Genomic DNA, 16,158 nt, shown 5'->3' on the forward strand with positions numbered 1-16,158 from the left:
GCTTGGCACGCTTCATCGCTCGGCGTATCGTGACTGTCTTCACAGAGGGCGCGGCCTCGGGCCTTCGGGCTCATATATTCACCCGGCACGTGGCGGCATCCGTGGATAGCCGGCGCTCCCCGTTATCCCGGATACAATCAATGTCTGAAGAAAAGCCGCTGAATGAACGTTTTCTTGCCCTCCTCGCCAGCAAAGCACCAGACGGTCGACAGAAGGAACAGTGGGTACAGGACTTTCTCGAAGAGAACTCCGAGCTCCTCCCTACCACAACACTCCTCAACCATGGCCTTCAGTTCCAGGCTGTCGTTTCGAAGTATGCCCTTGCGAGCGAACATGTCTGCGATTATGCGTTCGTGACCAAGAGCTCCGACCGCTGGCGCGTCACCTTCGTCGAGCTCGAAAGCCCTGACAAAAAAATCTTCACCATGGACGAGCAAAACCCGCATTTCACGAAGGCCTTCAACGATGCAAAGGCGCAGGTCCAGCGTTGGCGAACGTTTGTCAAGAGGAACGAGGCCGAGGCCCTGCGGCACCTTGAACCGCTCTTCAAGCCTGACAACATGCGTCGCATGCCGTTCGAGTTTCGCTACCAGCTCATCATCGGCAGGTCGGACAACAAGAACCTTTCACCCGAGCGAATGGGTTTCATCGTGCAAGAGGAGGAGGACACGGGTATCCAGATTCTCAGTTACGACAGCCTCATCCGCTACTGGGAAAACGGGCCACGGAGAAAGAAAAATGTCCTTGCCGTCGCGGGGAACCGATTGAAGTTCAAACTGATTCATACGAGCCCGGGCCACATGTTTTCCTATGTTGGCCCTGACCAGCTCGCCCTCAGCGCTACCGATAAGACGTACTTTCGGAACCTCGGTTACGAGATTGACACTTGGACGACGGGCGAGCTTCTCACTGTCGGAATGGGGAAATACGGCGCTTCGACATCCTTTGAAGACGAAATGGAAAAACGCCGACTTCCGAAAGGCAATTGAGCAATGTCCCGTTGACCGTTCCCGACGAGCGGTCGGCAAGCCTGAATCCCACGACCCTTCAATGCTCCCCTTTCCGTTTGATGGGCGCAGGGACGTCAAAGAGCATGGCCGTTACCGTCATCAGGACGTCGCGATCCGCCGGATGGCGCATGCGATAGCGGAAAGCACCTTTGCGCGCCCATGCCTCTTTCGAGACGAAGGAGGGATGCGCCTGTATGGTTGCATCCATCTTCCCGAGTACCGAGGTGCTGTCTTTTCGCCGGTTGAACACGAGGAGGGCCGTCTTGGTGTCCCGCCATGAGACGTACCCCGACAACTGGTCAATGGCCTCGCTGAACTCTTTCTCCCCGCGCCAAATCTTGCATTCGGCAACGAAGATGTTGTCATCCCCCCTGCGGACGAGGATGTCCGTCTTTCCGTTCTGGTTGAACGCCTCGCCCAGTGCCTCACCCGCAAAGGTGCCGTTGAGCTGGACAAGGAAATGGTCGCGAATGACGTTCTCCCTCGCCTTGTGGAAGGTCGACGGGTTGCGTTCCATGACTCGCGACATCCTCGCGACGATCTTGAGGACGTCCTCATAGCTCTGGTCGGCAAGAACGGGGCCCGCGTGCCTCTTGGAGGTTTCCGCTCCAGGAATACCCGCCCGTGACACGATGGGTTTGGGGACCAGCGGCACGACGGGGGCGTCTGTGTGCCTCTTCAAGCGATAACCGACCGATTGGGCCCGGGCCTGGTTGCTTTGGTAAAGCTCAAGGCGCTCGTCTATGGCCGCCCGGAACTCCCGTTCGATGCGCGCCCTGAGCGGCAACGCCTCCCCGTCCAGGCGCTCTAGCACTCCCTCGATGGCGTCGAGTCGTTTATCGATTTCCACCCGAGCTGCGCGCCCTTCGTTGTCGTGACCCAAGGGGACGACAACGTTGATGAGCAGGACTGAGCGTGCCCTCGACACGCCCCCCTGGAGTGGACAAGAAAGCCCACCCTCGGGTGTTGCGTCGAAGTAGACCGCCGCCCCCTCGAAGGGCACCTCGAAATCGTAATGGTGTGCAGAAGACGTACGCCTGTCTCCCCGCGCGTCCTCCAAGATGAGAGGCACCGGTCTGTCCCTCATTTCATACGATACGGCGTCGCGGCGAAGGACGGGAATGTCGATGGCATAGCGACGCTTTGCGTCGGTCACACAGGCCTCGATGTCGGCAAGATGAGTGGGGACCTGCGCGTCAGCAAGGCCTTCGATCTGCCTGGTGAGATGAGCCAGGTGGATGCGGACCATGGCCTCGAGCGTCTGGCGGTCGAACAGATGTTGAAGCGGATTTTCGTTCTGCATCCGGATGTGTCTCATCAGTCGGGGAGCGGGAGTCTTCGCTGCACGCGGTGTACGGGGTCGGTGATGCCAATGGGGCGGGGTCGGATTGCCTGTCGGGCTTCAGGCGCTCCCGCCATCAGCTGCGCGTTCGAGTACCTCACGGTCCGGCTTGACCCCGATGTCCATGAGGTCCTCCAGGGCGGGGGCATGCGGGAAGCGGGCGATGCGCAGGCTGATTTCGCGGCACATGGCCATCTCGATGTCGCCGATGTGCCGGGCCATGTGCCGGAGGTTTCCGAGCACCTCATCGAGGCATGCTGAGAGGTCTGTGCGCGAGGCAGCCGCGGTGCGAATGTTCAACGCGGGTGTGCCGGCATGCGCCGCCTCGGTGTTGCGCTTGAGGTTGGCCAGAACGAGGTGGTCGATGAGACATGCATCGAGCACCCTGCACTGGTTGTAATGGCAAGCGAGCCCACCCAGGAACGAGTCGCTGTGCGGCGGCCGCCCCGCCTTCCGGCAATCGCGGCAGTCGGATTCGATGAGTTCGCCGAGGCTCGAGCGCTTCCAGAGCTTTTGTGGGATGCCTGTGCAATAGAGCATCTGCTTTATGACCGCCTCGCAAAACCGCGCGGAGGCGAGGACCAGTTCGCTCTGTAGCCGCACGCGTTGGGACTCCGCGTCGAAGGCGTCCATGTCGTCGGTCGACCCGGCAAAGTCGACCGCTGTGGAGATGGCCGAGGCAATGAGGCAGGCATGGGTGGACGCATCCACACTGTATGGGTTTGTCAGCGCGCCCGGCGTGCCCTGGTCGTCTGCGGGCACAAGCGCAATGACATGGCGTTCGCGCGCCAGCCACAGCGCCATCTCCGCTGCATGCGGAACGAGGTTGGGGCACACGGGCACGTCGCCGATGAACACCGCAGACTCCCGCCGCAAGCCCCACTCCGGATGGGCGGCGCCCTTCTGCCCCATGTGACCGGCACTCACCACTTGACGCGCCAGACGCCGCCACCCTCGCACTTGGCACAATGATGGAGTTGCTGCCAGTTCTCGATGCCTTCGAGTCGGGCGATGCCTTTTTTTGCCTTGTCGGCCTTGAACGCAGACTCCCACGTGTTGTGACCGCAATCCCCGATGGGCACCATGACATCGAAGCCCGGGGTGGCGTACTTCTTCTTGTAGAAGCGGATATCGCCTGAGGCTGGTGACGGGGTGTCTCCGGTGCTGACTTCACCGGCGTCCGCGTCTTCGGGCGCGGCATCGACCGGAGCCTCGTAACCGCCCTTCATCTGGGCGATGACCTGATGGAGCGCGCGAATCTCCTCACGGAGGGATTCGTTCTCGTTGAAGAACTCCTGGGCGAGAGCCAACTCGTCCGCAGCCTCCTGGCCTCGCGCCTCGAGCTCGCGCAGGCGGACGCGGGCGCGGTAGCTGCGGATTTCCCGAATCTCGAAGGGCGGCTCGACACCGAGTGCGGCCGCACTCATGACGGTCATGCGCAACTGGCTGCGCAGCCGCTCCATCCCCTCGCCGTTCCAATCCATACTGTCGAGCTGGTCGGGCGTCCAGACCCGTCCTGAAACGCGCCCGTCGCCCGTGCCCTTGAGCGCCGGCCAGTACAGGCGCACGGCGCCTCCGTAACAGGAGAACTTGCGACCGAGCTCCTCGGTCAACGTCCAACCGGCCTCCTCCGATACACGGACCACGGTGGCCAACGCCGACAGGTCGCGCGCGAGCAGCTTGGAGAGGCCCGCCCACTGCTCGTTGCCGTCAATGAGGGACACGGCGACGAGGGGAATGCTGCGGCGCTGGGAGATGATGCGTTCGGCCAGCGCGATGCCGTCGGCCTCCTCATCGACCTCGACGACGCCTGCCGGCCCGAGCTTTGTATCGCCAAGGCGCCAGTCGTCCCGGAGGTCGCGGATCTTGTGGATGATTTCCGGACAGCGCGGAACCACAAAGCCAGGCCGGATGATGCTGTCGACGTTGCGGGCCGCCAGGGTCAGGTAGACCACCACACGGAGTGCGGAACGCACCACACGCAGCGCGGTGCGAAAAACATGCCCGTCATGGGTCGGTTCCTCAAGCATGATTTCCCGCAGTTCCCCCTGTTCGTTGGCGAAGAACGACTGGCGCACCGTGCCCTCGCGCCCCTGGTTTTTCGAGACGAACATCGATTCCCCGGCCGTCAGGTCACCCACGCCCTTGCGCGTCAGCCACTCGTCAACAGCTTCGATGACGCGGCTGTGCAGTGCACGGGCTTCCAGGTCGGGCAAGTCGGGAATTTCGAGCAGGTAGGCGGATAGATGTTGCATGGGCGTGTCCTTGCGGTCGGGCTGGCCGTGTTGGCCGGTGGTGGATGGATGGTTTGAATACGAGCGATGGAGAGCCAGAGGAAATGGAGCGGATCTGGCCGGAAAGGTCTTTGCTGGCTTGCGCCAGAAGTCACGCGACATGCCTTGCCGGCCGTTTCCATCACGGCGCGCGGTCAGCCGTCCGGTTCAGGGTCGAGGACGGACAGGCGCTGCGACACATAGGCCAGAAGCGAGACAGCCCGGAGGGCATTGGCATGCGTTCCGTACCCGGTCGATTCGCCGTGCAGGACCTGATGGCGATTGAGGCCCGAAAATCCCTCCGCACGTTTTTTCTCGTTGAGGGAGACAGGGGATTCGAGCCCGAATGGCATCAGCAACACTTCCTCGAGCCGTGACAGGGCGTGATCCTTGAGCGCATTCGACAGGGCCTCCTTGGCCTTCTGGAGAAAAAAGGCAAAGGCCTTCCCGCGGTCATGGCACACGCCATCGACCTGGGCGAAAAGCACGGGGATGGCGAGCACGTCCTCGCCCCGGCGGTGCGCATTGAACGCGGGCTGGAGGAGATGGGCACGGTGCGGATGGCGCTCGCAGAGTTCGAGCTCGACGTCATCGAGGCGCCGTTCGAAATGGCCCACCATCATCGTCTCGGCCCGTGTAACGTCGCCCTTTCCGACGGCCTCGGCAAAGCGGGTTGGAAGCGCGGCCGGCATGTTCGCATCGAGGTACCACCCCTCCTCCGCCATCACCGGCAACGCGACCTCCATCCGGTCGGGATAGCGACCCAGCCACTCGCCCAAGGGGCCGAGCAGACCAAGGCCACCGAGCAAGGGGGTCCGCCGGAGAATGTCGAGCGCCGGGAGCGCCGGCCGGGTGCCCCGGGGGATACGCAGCGATGCCATCGTGGCGCCCGTTGCGTTGAAGGTCGCTCCGTGTGCGCGAGCGCTTTCCCAGATGCGATTTCCGTCCAGGGCCCTGCCCAGACGGACCGCAGGATGGTGGCTCACTGCGGCCAGGAGCGGTGGCAGGCGTCCGCCCGGGCGGTTTGTCGGTCCGGACACTGCCTGCACAGGCGTGTCGGTCCCATCATCGTCTGTGGTCATGCTTCGGTTCCCCCTGTCATCGTTCTGCTGCTGGCGGCTTGTCTTTTCACCGCTGTTGTCCTTGCCCATGCCCTTCCCGCTCACGTCCGGCCCGTGGGCGAGTGGCGCCGGACCAACGCCTGCATGGCCTCTGGCAACTCGGCCCACTGCCAGGACTCCCATCCCGTTGTGTCGGACACCGGCGCGAGGAGTCGCACACACGACGCCCGCCGGTAGCGCGCGGCTCGCCAGAGCGGCTCGGCGTTGCGTGCATTGGGATTGCTCACCGGCAAAAGCAAGTGCACGCAATGTCGTTTCCCACGATGGGCGCCATGCATCAATGCGGTCGAGTGATGGGCGGCGGGGTCGACGTCCGGATGGTGGATGAGGGCCTCGACAGTGCAGGCATCCCCCATCCACGCCGCGTCACACAGCGCTCGTTGCAACACAAGATTCATGGGGCCTCCTTGCCCGTGGTCAGACTCCATCGATAGCACCGATTCGGACGGTGTCAAGGAGGCAATGATGATCCCGGCCATGGCTGGGTCCACTGACACGTTGGAGCCGAGCCTGGGAGCGAATCGCATCAGCGCTTGTCACGAGGAAAATGACGCGTTGGACGCAACGACCGTTGGTCCGCACGGACGCTGGGGCAGCCTGGAAACCGCCGCGGAGTCGGGCTGCATACGTGCATGTTGGCATCGTGTCCGAAGGGGGCGACTGACTCTGCGGTTCTACAGCACCTACCGTCCGGCGCCTGCCTTCCAACGGCTCGGTGATGACGCCACCGCCCTCGGACCCCGTGTCGACTTCCCTCCCGCGTCCTCAATCGCCCCCGACGCCACCGAGCCCTCCGCGACGCCAGCCGAGCCTCTCGCGGGCAAGGGCCGCTGGTGGGAGGCCGTGCGCCCGACGAATCCTGGCGTGATGGTCCCGATCGGCTACATGGCCCCCAAGAACTGGGCCACAGGAGTCGATGCCGGGACACGTGACGGGCAACGTCTGCTGTTTATGGTCGTCTTGTCCGGACTGGCGGCCATGCGGCCCCAAGGTCCTTCGGGCCCCCTTGGCATTGCCACAGGTGACAACCTTGCCCGGCCTTGCGGCCGACGCTACTCCCATCGCACCGCCGTGTGCTTTGGCTCCTCGCCGATGTGTCCATTGTCGCTTGGGACCTTGCCTGCCCCGCCTTGTCCGGTTTGCCGCTTCCTCCGTCGACAGACGTTGCTCTCTCTCCTCGGCCCGGTCGGCGCCACGATGTTGTTCATGCAACTCCTGGCGACCGTCCGCATGGACGCTACCACCGGCTGATTCGGGTGAGGCGCCATCGCCAATTGCCACAAGGCCCAGGAGACGAACCCCTTGCGTGTGTTCAGCTCGATAAACCGTACGCCGTGGCTGCTCGATCGCCTGAAGTATTATCGATGATGCCGGCAGTAGGCCCGGCATGCCGGGCCTACTGCCCACCAACGGTGTGCTTGGAAAGAACAGCTGACGGATGCGCCAAGCACGCTGGTCAGCGACAAAGCGGACCGGACGACCACGCTATTTACCAGGGAGGCTCGTGTGTACAGGGGATTCAGTCTGGGAGCTACGGATGTCACCTTCTTTTCCAGCTACGAGGACGCGGGCCGGGATTTCATGACCAACACCTGGCCCAAGGTCGATGGGGACCTCCGGACGCTCGTGGAGCGTGACGTCATCGACGGCGACGAGGTGATGAAAAACTGGTTCGCTGACATCGACGCGGATGTCTTTTTGTCCCATTCACATGCCGACGAAGCGATGGCCGTGGGTGTCGCCGGTTTTCTCCGCCAGACGTTCGGTCTGAGGCCATTTGTCGACTCCCTTGTCTGGAAGAACTCTGCTGAACTCCTCCGTCAATTTGACGACAAGCACTGCCGCAGTAATGCTGGCAACACGTATGACTACGATCGCCGGAACTATTCAACCAGCCATGTGCACATGATGCTTGCCGCATCCCTCACGGCGGCCATCGATAGCTGCGAGTGCATCATTTTCCTGAACACCCCCTCCTCCATCCAGGTCGCAGATGCCAGCAGTGCCGTCGACACCACGGCATCCCCATGGATTTACCATGAGCTCAACACTTCGCGGGTTATCCGGCAACGTCCCACCGGGCGGCTTGAAACGTTGAACCAGGCAATCGAATCGCGCGTCGTGGCGTCGGGCAGACCGTCCCTGCCCCGCGTCACTTACGGTGCACCACTCGCCCATCTTGCGCCACTCGGGCTCGCCGATCTCACCCGCTGGGGACGCGAATGGAGCACGGGCCATGCGCTGGACGCGTTGTATCGTCAGCACGCGGAGCCTTAAATGCTTGTGGGCGATGGTGGCGCCATAGCCTCCGTTGTCCATATGTCCTCCACTCAATCCCAAGGGATATGGCGTGACTTCAGCGACGGTGCTTTTTGCAAGGACATTTCCTGTTGTCCTCACGGACATCCTCGTGAGCACAGACGAACCAGCCCATCATCCGGCCCAGGGTCCAGTTGACGGAGAGCCTGCCAGGCCTGATGCAGGCCAGCTCCACCCCATGGGATTCGCACGGAAAATCTGGGGTCTGCGGGAGGGTCTCAGCATTGTCTACGCTGGCACGGTGCGGGATGCCACATGGTTGCGGGCGAAAATCGAAGAGCAAACGAAAGACACTCCGTATTCCAGGCGCCTCCACGAAGGCATCGAGACGTTGTGCAACGAGCAGCGCCTGGACGTCAGTTTCATTGTTCTCCAGGCGCTTCCCGACTCCGAAATCGCCCACTTCAGCTACGGGGACGTGGCTGAACATGAATCAGCCGTGTTCGGCCACGTCCTGACCATTGGCAGTGCCCAGCAGGCCGTCGTAGGCATACTCGACGCCCGGGGGGCCGCCATCGAGCGCGCAGGCATCCGGGACGGGGTCGACTACCTCGCGCAATCGGAGGATGTCGGACGTCACATGGAACTCGCCGTGCTCAGCAGCCTGTACGTCACAGGCGCCATGACCCTCGATTGCCTCAAGCCCGATTCAAAAATCCGCCACGCCGCAGCGGGCGGCCTTTTTGAAGTCACATGGCCCTTGAACCTCCTCCCTGCCTCCAGCCTCCCGCAGACCCTGACCGGTTACCTCAGGGGCGTCGGCCAGTTTTTCTTCGACTACAAGGACAATGCGCTCTGGCTGACGAAGGCTGTCATCAATTGGACTGCCGACGGCACATCCAAAGTCCTCTTTACGACAGACACGGGTCAATATCCGGCCGGTGGCGACATCTTCATACCCTTGTCGGACATCGGTTGCATCGAGGTTGCTGACGAACACACTGATACGCTTCTCAGAGGTCGACCAACCGTGGGCCTCGCGATACCGCTGTCGAGCCTCATCCTCTACATCGACCTTGGAGGTGTTCGCTATCACGACCCCGTGACGACAAACGGTGCAGCCCTGTTGACCGTGACCACCACCGTCGACGGCGTCGTCCTCCCCGGTGACCTCCACGCTGCGACCATCGACTCGATTGCACGAAGCACCATACGAGGGAGCGTGTGAGCCATACACGGTCACAGCCGGCGCAGGAGCCGGGGGTATGCCGCGGCAGGCAAGGATGCTTCGAGCACCTGCGCCTCTATTTTGTCGATGGCGTCACCCAGCGTGCGAGCAAAAATCCGGGAGCGCTGGAGGTCGAATCTGGCAAGGCGCGCCGCCTCTGCTTTCCACTCGTGTGCGAGAACGGCCGAGTCGGCGACAGCTTCGTCGTCAAGCGGGCCAACGGGTGCCACCGAATTCCACGGCCAGCCGCGCGTTTTCATGCTGCAACTGGGGCTCAATGAGCAAGCATCCGTCCACGGCCATCGGGCGCGGTCAGGTCCCAGCCGCAGAGCGGGCACCAACTGCCGATGTTCGCCCACGTGGTCGCTGACCCATTCGCGCATGGCGGCCCGCTGCGCCGCCGTCCAGTCGAGTGAGGACGCTGCAAGCATTTCAACGCACCGGCGGCTCCGGTGCAGCTCAGGCTGCGTGCGGTACCAGCAGCGCCAAAGATCGCGGAGCGTGGGGAAGACAAAGTGACCCGCCATCCGGAACCCACACCCGATGTCGTCCGTCAACCGCCACACGTGCACAGCGCCGCCCGCACAATCGCCCGGGCCCGGCTCCGCCTTGAGATGGCGGCCGAATGAAGCAAAGTAGGCGCGTGTCTCGTCGACGCCGGGATACCGGACGTCGCTACAGGTCGCGGCCAATCCGGTGGCACGGGCCGCTGTCCCCTCCGACGCGCGCGCGTCGTCGTCGAATCGCAGGGCTGCAGGGTTGAACAATCTCGTCGGGACCATGGCATTACCACAAGGGAGAACCCTCTGAGCCTGGCGTGCCGCGGGAGTGCGTCAATGCGGGTGCGACAGATTGCCCACGTGCGTGTCGAAGGTGCCAGGGCGGCCTGAACGACCGCCGGATGTCAGGGCGTGCTCCCCGGGGCGGGTGCGCTGGCGACCTGGACGGTTGCATTGCCGCCAAACATGGACTGTTCATTGAACAAATCACCGACCACACGGCGCGCGTTGGCCACTGCCCAGGTCCACTCCCCTTGCTTGGGCGGGGTGCCCTGCCACCACTCCGCGTAGTGGGTCGCGTTGCGCATGCGGTTAAGCTCGGCGACCAACAAAGGTGGGAGGTTCCTGTCGACGGCGACCTTGGCGATCATTTGTTCCAGGCCCGTGGAGGCGGAGGTTGACCCATCCGCACCGCCGAGCGCGAGCAGGCCCTTGCGGAGCAGCATCCGCGCAAGAACGACGGTCGCCCATTCGTTGCTCTTGATGGTGTCAAAGACGGCATCCAGGTCATTTGCCCCCATGAAACCCGTGCGGACCACCCTGGAAAATCCTTCGTTGGCCTTGTCGGCCGCAAAGGACGCTTTGAGGTCACCAAAGCCGACATCAGAGACCCGCCCCAGCAAGCCCTTGATTGCCGGATGGAGCAGCGAGATGATCGCAATTGCAGCGATCGGCCAGGAAAGGTCGTGGATGAGCTCATTCCATGAAAACGGCTTGTCATCCCCTTTCTTGTCGGCGACCTGTGGTGTCTGGGTGATGGTCACCCGTGCCGATGCAGCCGTCGCATCGACATCCATGCGCGCCCCACTGGCGCCGTCCAGGGCCGAGTGTGCGGCCGACGCGGGCGCCGTCGTTGCCGCGGCCGGCGGATGGACAACAACTGGGGAAGAAAGACCCAGCCACAGCATCACGCCCAATCCAATGTTCATGGTCATCCCTTATGGTGGTTGTCCTGCAGCACGTTCGGCGCTGGCGGCATCCGAAGACATGCGCCCCTGATATCGGCCACTTTCCCACGCCCTTTAGCCTCGGCACCAGGCTATGGCCGGGGCGTTTTTTGATCGCTACACTTCGCGCACCCACACAGGACACCGCCGCCTCCGCCAAGCGGCTCATCACCGACAGGGACGACACGATGTTCAACGGCTTCAGGCTCACCATGGGCAACAGTGATCCGTTTGCGCGGTGGGCGAAGCGCGGCCGGGATGTCCTCGAATCGACATGGCCAGCGCCACACCGGCGGCTCGACAAGTTCATCAGTACCGGCGTGCTTGACGGCGACGCCATCAGGGAAAAGTGGTTCGGCAAGACAGACGCTCACGTGTTCATCTCCCACTCGCACGACGATGAGGCAAAGGCCATCGGGCTTGCGGGATTTCTCCACCAGGAGCTGGGCTTGCTGCCGTTCGTCGACTCCCTCATCTGGGGTGACAGCCGCAAGCTCCTGCGCCGCATTGACGAGGAACATTGCCGGAACAAGGCAGGGACAGGGTTTGATTACCAGCAGCGCAACTATTCTACGAGCCATGTCCACATGATGCTGGCAACGTCCCTGACCGCTGCAATGGACAGCTGTGAGGCGCTCATGTTCATGGACACGCCGAAGTCCATCAGCATTGCCGATGCAAATTCGCCGGAGCTGGGCAAGGTGGCCACCGCCTCCCCGTGGATATATCACGAGCTGATGACCTCCACGATGCTTCGACGCAAACCAGACCCTCGTCGATTCCCTGAAACGGCTTCGGTGGAGATGCATACCGGTGTGGTTGAGGCACGTGATCCTTACATTGCGAACCGAGCCCCGGTCGCCCACCTCATCCCCCTAACAGCGAGCCTCCTTTTACACTGCCGACGAGCTCGGCACACCGGTTTTGACGCGCTCGACTGGCTGTACGCCCTGCCGGCACCCGAGCCTGTCGAAGGCCGGGAGACGTTTTCGGACTACCTCGGACGCCATGGAAGCAGGCTCGTCCGTTGAGTTGACGCTGGCGTGGTCAAGCGGGACGCTCCTTCGCGCGGCAAGATGCCCAGCCCGGGTGGCTTGACGATGGGTCCATTCGTGCCAGGTTGAAGGGGCATCCACTGTCCTGAGATCCCTTTCTTTCACCCACGCCGTCTGTGTCGTCTGCGGCATGATCACGATGCGCGACCCCGCCCCGCTGGCGACGTGTCGCATCGCATCGCATCGCGCCGAGCCTCTGGAAGGCGGGCGTGCGTGAACACACCTCAGCGGGTCAGCTCGAGCAGGTGGCCATCCATATGGCCCTCCCGCACGGCCCGCCGGACGACACTCAGCGCCTTTGCGCCGTAGGCAATGAGTGCCGACGGTGCACCGGCCGTGCCGACCTCCTCCCCCTCCCCATTGGCGAACTTCAACCGGCCGCGAAAGAAAAACACCGCACTGGTATTGGGATGCGAGAAGACGGTGTCGTGAAACGCCTTCGTGTCAGTGCGCGCAAAGATGAGCAACAAGCCATTGCCGTGGCTTGCGAGCTTTTCCATCCATTTGGCGCACTCGGCGCCATAGGGCGGATTGACCCAGTAGAAGTCGTCAGGGCTCCACGGACGGTTGAAGCCATCCTGCTGCTTGTTGAAATGCCTCCGCGCCGTCTTCCAGTACCGCACGGGCGGTGCGCAGGGGTCGACGTCGGCATTGGTTGGCAGGTCCAGGGCGTCGACGAGCCAGCGGGGCGTCAGCCACGTCTCCTCGCCCTCAGTCCGGTCATGTCGGAAACCGCGCCGGACGGGCGGCTTCTTACGGGTGGACGCTCCTGCCGGGGCGGTCGTGGGGGTGGTGGGCCTGGGAATACGGGTCATGGCGTTGCTCCTTTGCTTGGGAGCAACGGACATTTGAGGGGATCAGGCCCAACGCGAACGTGATCCCCGGTCTTCGCAGAGCGTCGGGTGGCAGGGACAGGCATCCGGCAGGGCAACCTGTCTCAGGGCGCTAGTTGCTGCCGCGAGCCGTTGTCGCCTCGGTGGAATAGAACGTCATTTCGAAGGCTTTCTCGCCTGTGTCTGTTCTGACGCAGGTGACGGTCTTGAGAGCCTCGACGGGGTGCTGATGCTCGAAGGCATGAAGGAATTCCTGGCCAACACCTTGCACCAAGGCCGCCGACAGCTTTGTTCCAGGACAGCTGAAGTTGAAGTGGGCTTCGTTGGTGAGCCCGGTGTCCGGGTCAATGAAAACGGCTTTGACGTTCAACACGATGATCGCTCCTGAATCCTTTGCAGTCTGGAAGTGTTGCCGATTGAAGTGTTCATCGAACAAGGGGCCAGCCGCGCGTTGACCCACCTTGCTTGCCAGCTCAATGGCTTTGAACGCGAGCAACCTGGCTTCGGCCTGCTGCTCGGGTTTCCACGTGTCTTTGCGTTTGATGTTGCCGTGAAAGTAAAAGCCGCGCTGGTCGACGAGATGGTCGATGACGTCACCGACGGACGGTCCAGCAGCAAGCAGCGTGGCCGTGGGCGAGGGTCCGGCATCGGGGTAAGGGATGGGCGTGGTGATGATCTCCTGGATGAGCCCCGTAAGCACATGGCTTTTCCGGAAGACGGCCTTCAGGGCTTCTCCCTTGAACTTGCCTTCCCCGAAAAGGAATTCGACAAGCAGGAACGAATAACGGAACGAATCGATAAACCGTTGCTTCGCCATTGCATCCCGGGCGGAGGTGAGGAGCGCGGCTTCAAAGACAGGCGCAGGCCCGGCCGCCGCCGCCATGACCGCCCTTGTGAGCATTGAGAAATTGAGGTGATGGACGGGCTCATGTAATCCCATCTTTATCGACTGCACCTGGATTTCCCCCGCTTCGTCGGGATGCTCCGGCTCGAACTCGGCCGTTATCTCACTGGTGGCAAGGCCGACACCGAAAAAGCACTGCAGAAATCCCATGGCCTGGTCAAGAAGAAAGCGCAGGTGCCCTACCTGGTGGTCACGGCCGTGGATCTCCAACATTGCCACGCCGTCACCCGCCGGACGAATGGCTGGTGCAAGGGTCATGGGCTGGTTGTTGAAGACCACTTCGAGATCCTGTGCCAACCCGTCTTTTTCAATGACGCGGCAGATGCCGCCCGCAACGGGAAACGGCCAGTGGTCGGGGATCCTCGTTTTTGTGGTGAAAGGAACGGTATATCGAATACGCATGGGTTCTCCGCATTTCCGATTGCAACGTCCGGTGGCACTCGACCGTTCGGGCCATCTTGCGTGAAGGGTACTCGGACTTTTGAGCCCAACCGACAGTCGACCGAACGTCGACGAGCCAACTGCGCGACGTTGTCGTCACAGCGGCGTCCGGAACGTCTCGCCAGAGGCCTCCGGAAGGTCCCTGAGGAGCACGCGGCGCAGCGTCAGCGCGTCACCCGCACGGACGGACTCGACCATGACCTCCAGTACGCTCTCGACGAGGTCCACCCATGGCTCGCGCGCACTGGTGTCCTCCCATGCCAAGGTCACTGCCTCGAACGCCGACATCACCCGCACGGCCATGCCCTGCCCTCGCATGGCCTCGACGAGCACCTCCGGGGGAAGACCGGGGACAAGCGGCGACCCGACGACGGCCTCAATCGTGCCGTCGGCGGCGAGGCGTACGACGAATTCGATGCCAAGCTCCAGCACCTTGGCCGGGTCGAGGGTCTCGTCGCCCTCAACAGGCGCAGCCACCGCCCCGACCTTCGCCACGGCGGGATGCTGACCCACGGCCGCAAAGTGCCGTGTCCCACCGAGAATCGCATTCAGATCGTTGCGCACCCACTGCCAGCGCACCTCGAACTCCACCGACTGCGGCAGCGGCACCCTCCCGACTGCCGGGGCATCCTTTCCTGTCGTCATCGGCGTTTGTGCTCCTTGCGGCGGGCATGCCCCTGGTCGATGAGCTGCGCACGCCAGTCCAATGGTGGCAGCACACCGCGCTTTTTTTCTTCCTCGGTGAGCTCGGGCTCAAAGTGCGCTTTGAGGGCACGCTCCAGGGAGAGTTTGCTCATCCCGTGGGCAAAGGCGGCGACTTCCACGCCAACCCAATCGGCGTCCTGCATCATCGACAGCGCCCGCCGGATGCCCCGATGGTTGAGGGCATCGACGGCGACTGCACGCTTGCTCCCCAACGCATGCGGATTGAGCGGGCCTCCCGCTTCCCTCTCGACGCGTGCCTTGCACTTTCGTGCAAAGCGGATGGCCACATCACGGGCCCGTTTTTGTTCTTTGTCGTCGTGCGGCACCTTGTCATCCCCTTTGCCCGCAGCGCGGTACAGGTCATAGAGGGCTTTCGGCACAGCGTCAATGACGGATTCCTTGGGCACAGCACCCTCCGTGTAAGCCTCGATCGGCCCGGGCATGATGCAGGGGATATGATGCCTGCTCAAGCGCTCCGGACAATGCGCCCTCAGCAGCCGTTCCGCGCCCTGCAAACGGACGTCCTGCGGAACGCTTGTGCGCAGGGCCACAAGTCAGAGACGGGGCACGGCATCCCGTGTGCGTCCCGCCGGCAGGGCCCGTTCGAGAACCATTGTTTCGATGACGCGGGCAATGCGAGGCCCCAGGTATTCGGTGACCGGGACGTCGTCCTCGTCGATGACGTCGAGGCGGACGCCGGCCTCAAGAAGAAAGCCGATGACCAGAGGATGGTGGGCGTATGCAATCAGCGTCCGACCGTGGGTGTCGACCTGATGGATGTCACCGAATTGGGCAAGCAACGGCAGCAACCGGAGCTCACGGTGTTCAGAATCGAGCAGTGTGGCGTACACCATCGCGGTGATGTCTTCAATCTGGGGAGGCTCCTCGCCAGTGGGATCGTATCCGTAGTTCATGGCTTCGAGATCCGTGCGGAGGCCTGTCTCAAGCACCGCACGCACAGTGGCCATCTCCCGCTCTTGCATGGCGCGTTCAAGCGTCTGATGCAGGGTTGGCATCAGGTCAATGTCAGTTGGCGCGAACGGCCCACCATTCGCCCATCGCGCCTCGTCGAGCCACTTGTATCCCAGGGCCTCGAGTTCCGCGGCGGTGAACCGTTCCCGCAATGTCTTCCGGCTCATCTGGACCAGGCCATAGGCCGCGTCGAAGCCAGGGGTGTCTGGCCCCAGCGTGGTCGGTGGAAGGCGGACAAGGTCGTTCACGGAAGTGTCCAGGTGAGGTACTCCTTCCACGTTAACGAGGA

General features: G+C 62.7%; 16 protein-coding genes. 4 read left to right on the top strand and 12 right to left on the bottom strand.

The genetic code is table 11. The features are described 5' to 3' along the window. Positions 1-140: 140 nt before the first annotated feature. Positions 141-989 carry a DUF4263 domain-containing protein gene (locus tag KPL74_08800; GenBank protein ID QWT22091.1) on the top strand — a complete coding sequence of 283 codons (849 nt, stop codon included), beginning with the start codon at positions 141-143 and terminating at the stop codon, positions 987-989. A gap of 58 nt (positions 990-1,047) precedes the next feature. Here KPL74_08800 and KPL74_08805 read toward each other — a convergent pair whose 3' ends face one another. From KPL74_08805 to KPL74_08825, 5 genes are all read right to left on the bottom strand, one after another. Beyond that, positions 1,048-2,313, bottom strand: coding sequence for a hypothetical protein (locus KPL74_08805; protein QWT22092.1), 1,266 nt, complete (start codon positions 2,311-2,313; stop codon positions 1,048-1,050). A 99-nt stretch (positions 2,314-2,412) separates the two neighbouring features. Then, the gene (locus tag KPL74_08810; protein QWT22093.1) at positions 2,413-3,210 is read right to left on the bottom strand and encodes a hypothetical protein; all 798 of its coding nucleotides are present in this window, start codon (positions 3,208-3,210) and stop codon (positions 2,413-2,415) included. A gap of 65 nt (positions 3,211-3,275) precedes the next feature. Then, positions 3,276-4,607, bottom strand: a complete 1,332-nt coding sequence (locus KPL74_08815; protein ID QWT22094.1) for a hypothetical protein — start codon at positions 4,605-4,607, stop codon at positions 3,276-3,278. 173 nt (positions 4,608-4,780) lie between these two features. Continuing rightward, a complete protein-coding gene (locus tag KPL74_08820) occupies positions 4,781-5,776 on the bottom strand; it encodes a hypothetical protein (protein ID QWT22095.1) in 996 nt (331 codons plus the stop codon). Positions 5,777-5,787: 11 nt separating this feature from the next. Next, on the bottom strand, positions 5,788-6,144 hold the full coding sequence (locus KPL74_08825; GenBank protein ID QWT22096.1) for an ankyrin repeat domain-containing protein: 357 nt from the start codon (positions 6,142-6,144) through the stop codon (positions 5,788-5,790). A 1,183-nt stretch (positions 6,145-7,327) separates the two neighbouring features. Here KPL74_08825 and KPL74_08830 point away from each other — a divergent pair. Both KPL74_08830 and KPL74_08835 read left to right on the top strand, forming a co-directional pair. Continuing rightward, complete coding sequence (locus KPL74_08830) at positions 7,328-8,023, top strand: hypothetical protein (GenBank protein QWT22097.1); 696 nt, start codon at positions 7,328-7,330, stop codon at positions 8,021-8,023. Positions 8,024-8,096: 73 nt separating this feature from the next. Continuing rightward, on the top strand, positions 8,097-9,233 hold the full coding sequence (locus KPL74_08835; GenBank protein QWT22098.1) for a hypothetical protein: 1,137 nt from the start codon (positions 8,097-8,099) through the stop codon (positions 9,231-9,233). 11 nt (positions 9,234-9,244) lie between these two features. On the opposite strand, the gene KPL74_08840 is transcribed toward KPL74_08835, so the two are convergent. Next, positions 9,245-10,015 (bottom strand): hypothetical protein, encoded by a 771-nt coding sequence (locus tag KPL74_08840; GenBank protein ID QWT22099.1) that lies wholly within the window; start codon positions 10,013-10,015, stop codon positions 9,245-9,247. A gap of 122 nt (positions 10,016-10,137) precedes the next feature. After that, complete coding sequence (locus tag KPL74_08845) at positions 10,138-10,941, bottom strand: hypothetical protein (protein ID QWT22100.1); 804 nt, start codon at positions 10,939-10,941, stop codon at positions 10,138-10,140. A gap of 11 nt (positions 10,942-10,952) precedes the next feature. Between KPL74_08845 and KPL74_08850 the strand changes: the two genes are divergently transcribed. After that, positions 10,953-11,990 carry a hypothetical protein gene (locus tag KPL74_08850; GenBank protein ID QWT22101.1) on the top strand — a complete coding sequence of 346 codons (1,038 nt, stop codon included), beginning with the start codon at positions 10,953-10,955 and terminating at the stop codon, positions 11,988-11,990. Between the two features lie 248 nt (positions 11,991-12,238). On the opposite strand, the gene KPL74_08855 is transcribed toward KPL74_08850, so the two are convergent. From KPL74_08855 to KPL74_08875, 5 genes are all read right to left on the bottom strand, one after another. Next, a complete protein-coding gene (locus tag KPL74_08855; GenBank protein ID QWT22102.1) occupies positions 12,239-12,829 on the bottom strand; it encodes a phage N-6-adenine-methyltransferase in 591 nt (196 codons plus the stop codon). A gap of 130 nt (positions 12,830-12,959) precedes the next feature. After that, on the bottom strand, positions 12,960-14,153 hold the full coding sequence (locus KPL74_08860; GenBank protein ID QWT22103.1) for a hypothetical protein: 1,194 nt from the start codon (positions 14,151-14,153) through the stop codon (positions 12,960-12,962). Between the two features lie 135 nt (positions 14,154-14,288). After that, a complete protein-coding gene (locus KPL74_08865; protein ID QWT22104.1) occupies positions 14,289-14,837 on the bottom strand; it encodes a hypothetical protein in 549 nt (182 codons plus the stop codon). Beyond that, a complete protein-coding gene (locus KPL74_08870; protein ID QWT22105.1) occupies positions 14,834-15,304 on the bottom strand; it encodes a hypothetical protein in 471 nt (156 codons plus the stop codon). The genes KPL74_08865 and KPL74_08870 overlap by 4 nt, the downstream gene beginning before the upstream one ends. Before the next feature lie 147 nt (positions 15,305-15,451). Beyond that, positions 15,452-16,117, bottom strand: coding sequence for a hypothetical protein (locus tag KPL74_08875; protein QWT22106.1), 666 nt, complete (start codon positions 16,115-16,117; stop codon positions 15,452-15,454). Between the last annotated feature and the right edge of the window lie 41 nt (positions 16,118-16,158).

This window comes from Bacillus sp. NP157, from assembly GCA_018889975.1.
Taxonomy (GTDB): domain Bacteria; phylum Pseudomonadota; class Gammaproteobacteria; order Xanthomonadales; family Rhodanobacteraceae; genus Luteibacter.

What these genes read in the sequence shown, in the direction of transcription:
- KPL74_08800 (QWT22091.1), top strand. Translation starts at nt 141, where the DNA reads ATGTCTGAAGAAAAGCCGCTGAATGAACGTTTTCTTGCCCTCCTCGCC.
- KPL74_08805 (QWT22092.1), bottom strand. Translation starts at nt 2,313, where the DNA reads ATGCAGAACGAAAATCCGCTTCAACATCTGTTCGACCGCCAGACGCTC.
- KPL74_08815 (QWT22094.1), bottom strand. Translation starts at nt 4,607, where the DNA reads ATGCAACATCTATCCGCCTACCTGCTCGAAATTCCCGACTTGCCCGAC.
- KPL74_08820 (QWT22095.1), bottom strand. Translation starts at nt 5,776, where the DNA reads ATGGGCAAGGACAACAGCGGTGAAAAGACAAGCCGCCAGCAGCAGAAC.
- KPL74_08825 (QWT22096.1), bottom strand. Translation starts at nt 6,144, where the DNA reads ATGAATCTTGTGTTGCAACGAGCGCTGTGTGACGCGGCGTGGATGGGG.
- KPL74_08830 (QWT22097.1), top strand. Translation starts at nt 7,328, where the DNA reads ATGACCAACACCTGGCCCAAGGTCGATGGGGACCTCCGGACGCTCGTG.
- KPL74_08840 (QWT22099.1), bottom strand. Translation starts at nt 10,015, where the DNA reads ATGGTCCCGACGAGATTGTTCAACCCTGCAGCCCTGCGATTCGACGAC.
- KPL74_08845 (QWT22100.1), bottom strand. Translation starts at nt 10,941, where the DNA reads ATGAACATTGGATTGGGCGTGATGCTGTGGCTGGGTCTTTCTTCCCCA.
- KPL74_08850 (QWT22101.1), top strand. Translation starts at nt 10,953, where the DNA reads ATGGTGGTTGTCCTGCAGCACGTTCGGCGCTGGCGGCATCCGAAGACA.
- KPL74_08855 (QWT22102.1), bottom strand. Translation starts at nt 12,829, where the DNA reads ATGACCCGTATTCCCAGGCCCACCACCCCCACGACCGCCCCGGCAGGA.
- KPL74_08860 (QWT22103.1), bottom strand. Translation starts at nt 14,153, where the DNA reads ATGCGTATTCGATATACCGTTCCTTTCACCACAAAAACGAGGATCCCC.
- KPL74_08865 (QWT22104.1), bottom strand. Translation starts at nt 14,837, where the DNA reads ATGACGACAGGAAAGGATGCCCCGGCAGTCGGGAGGGTGCCGCTGCCG.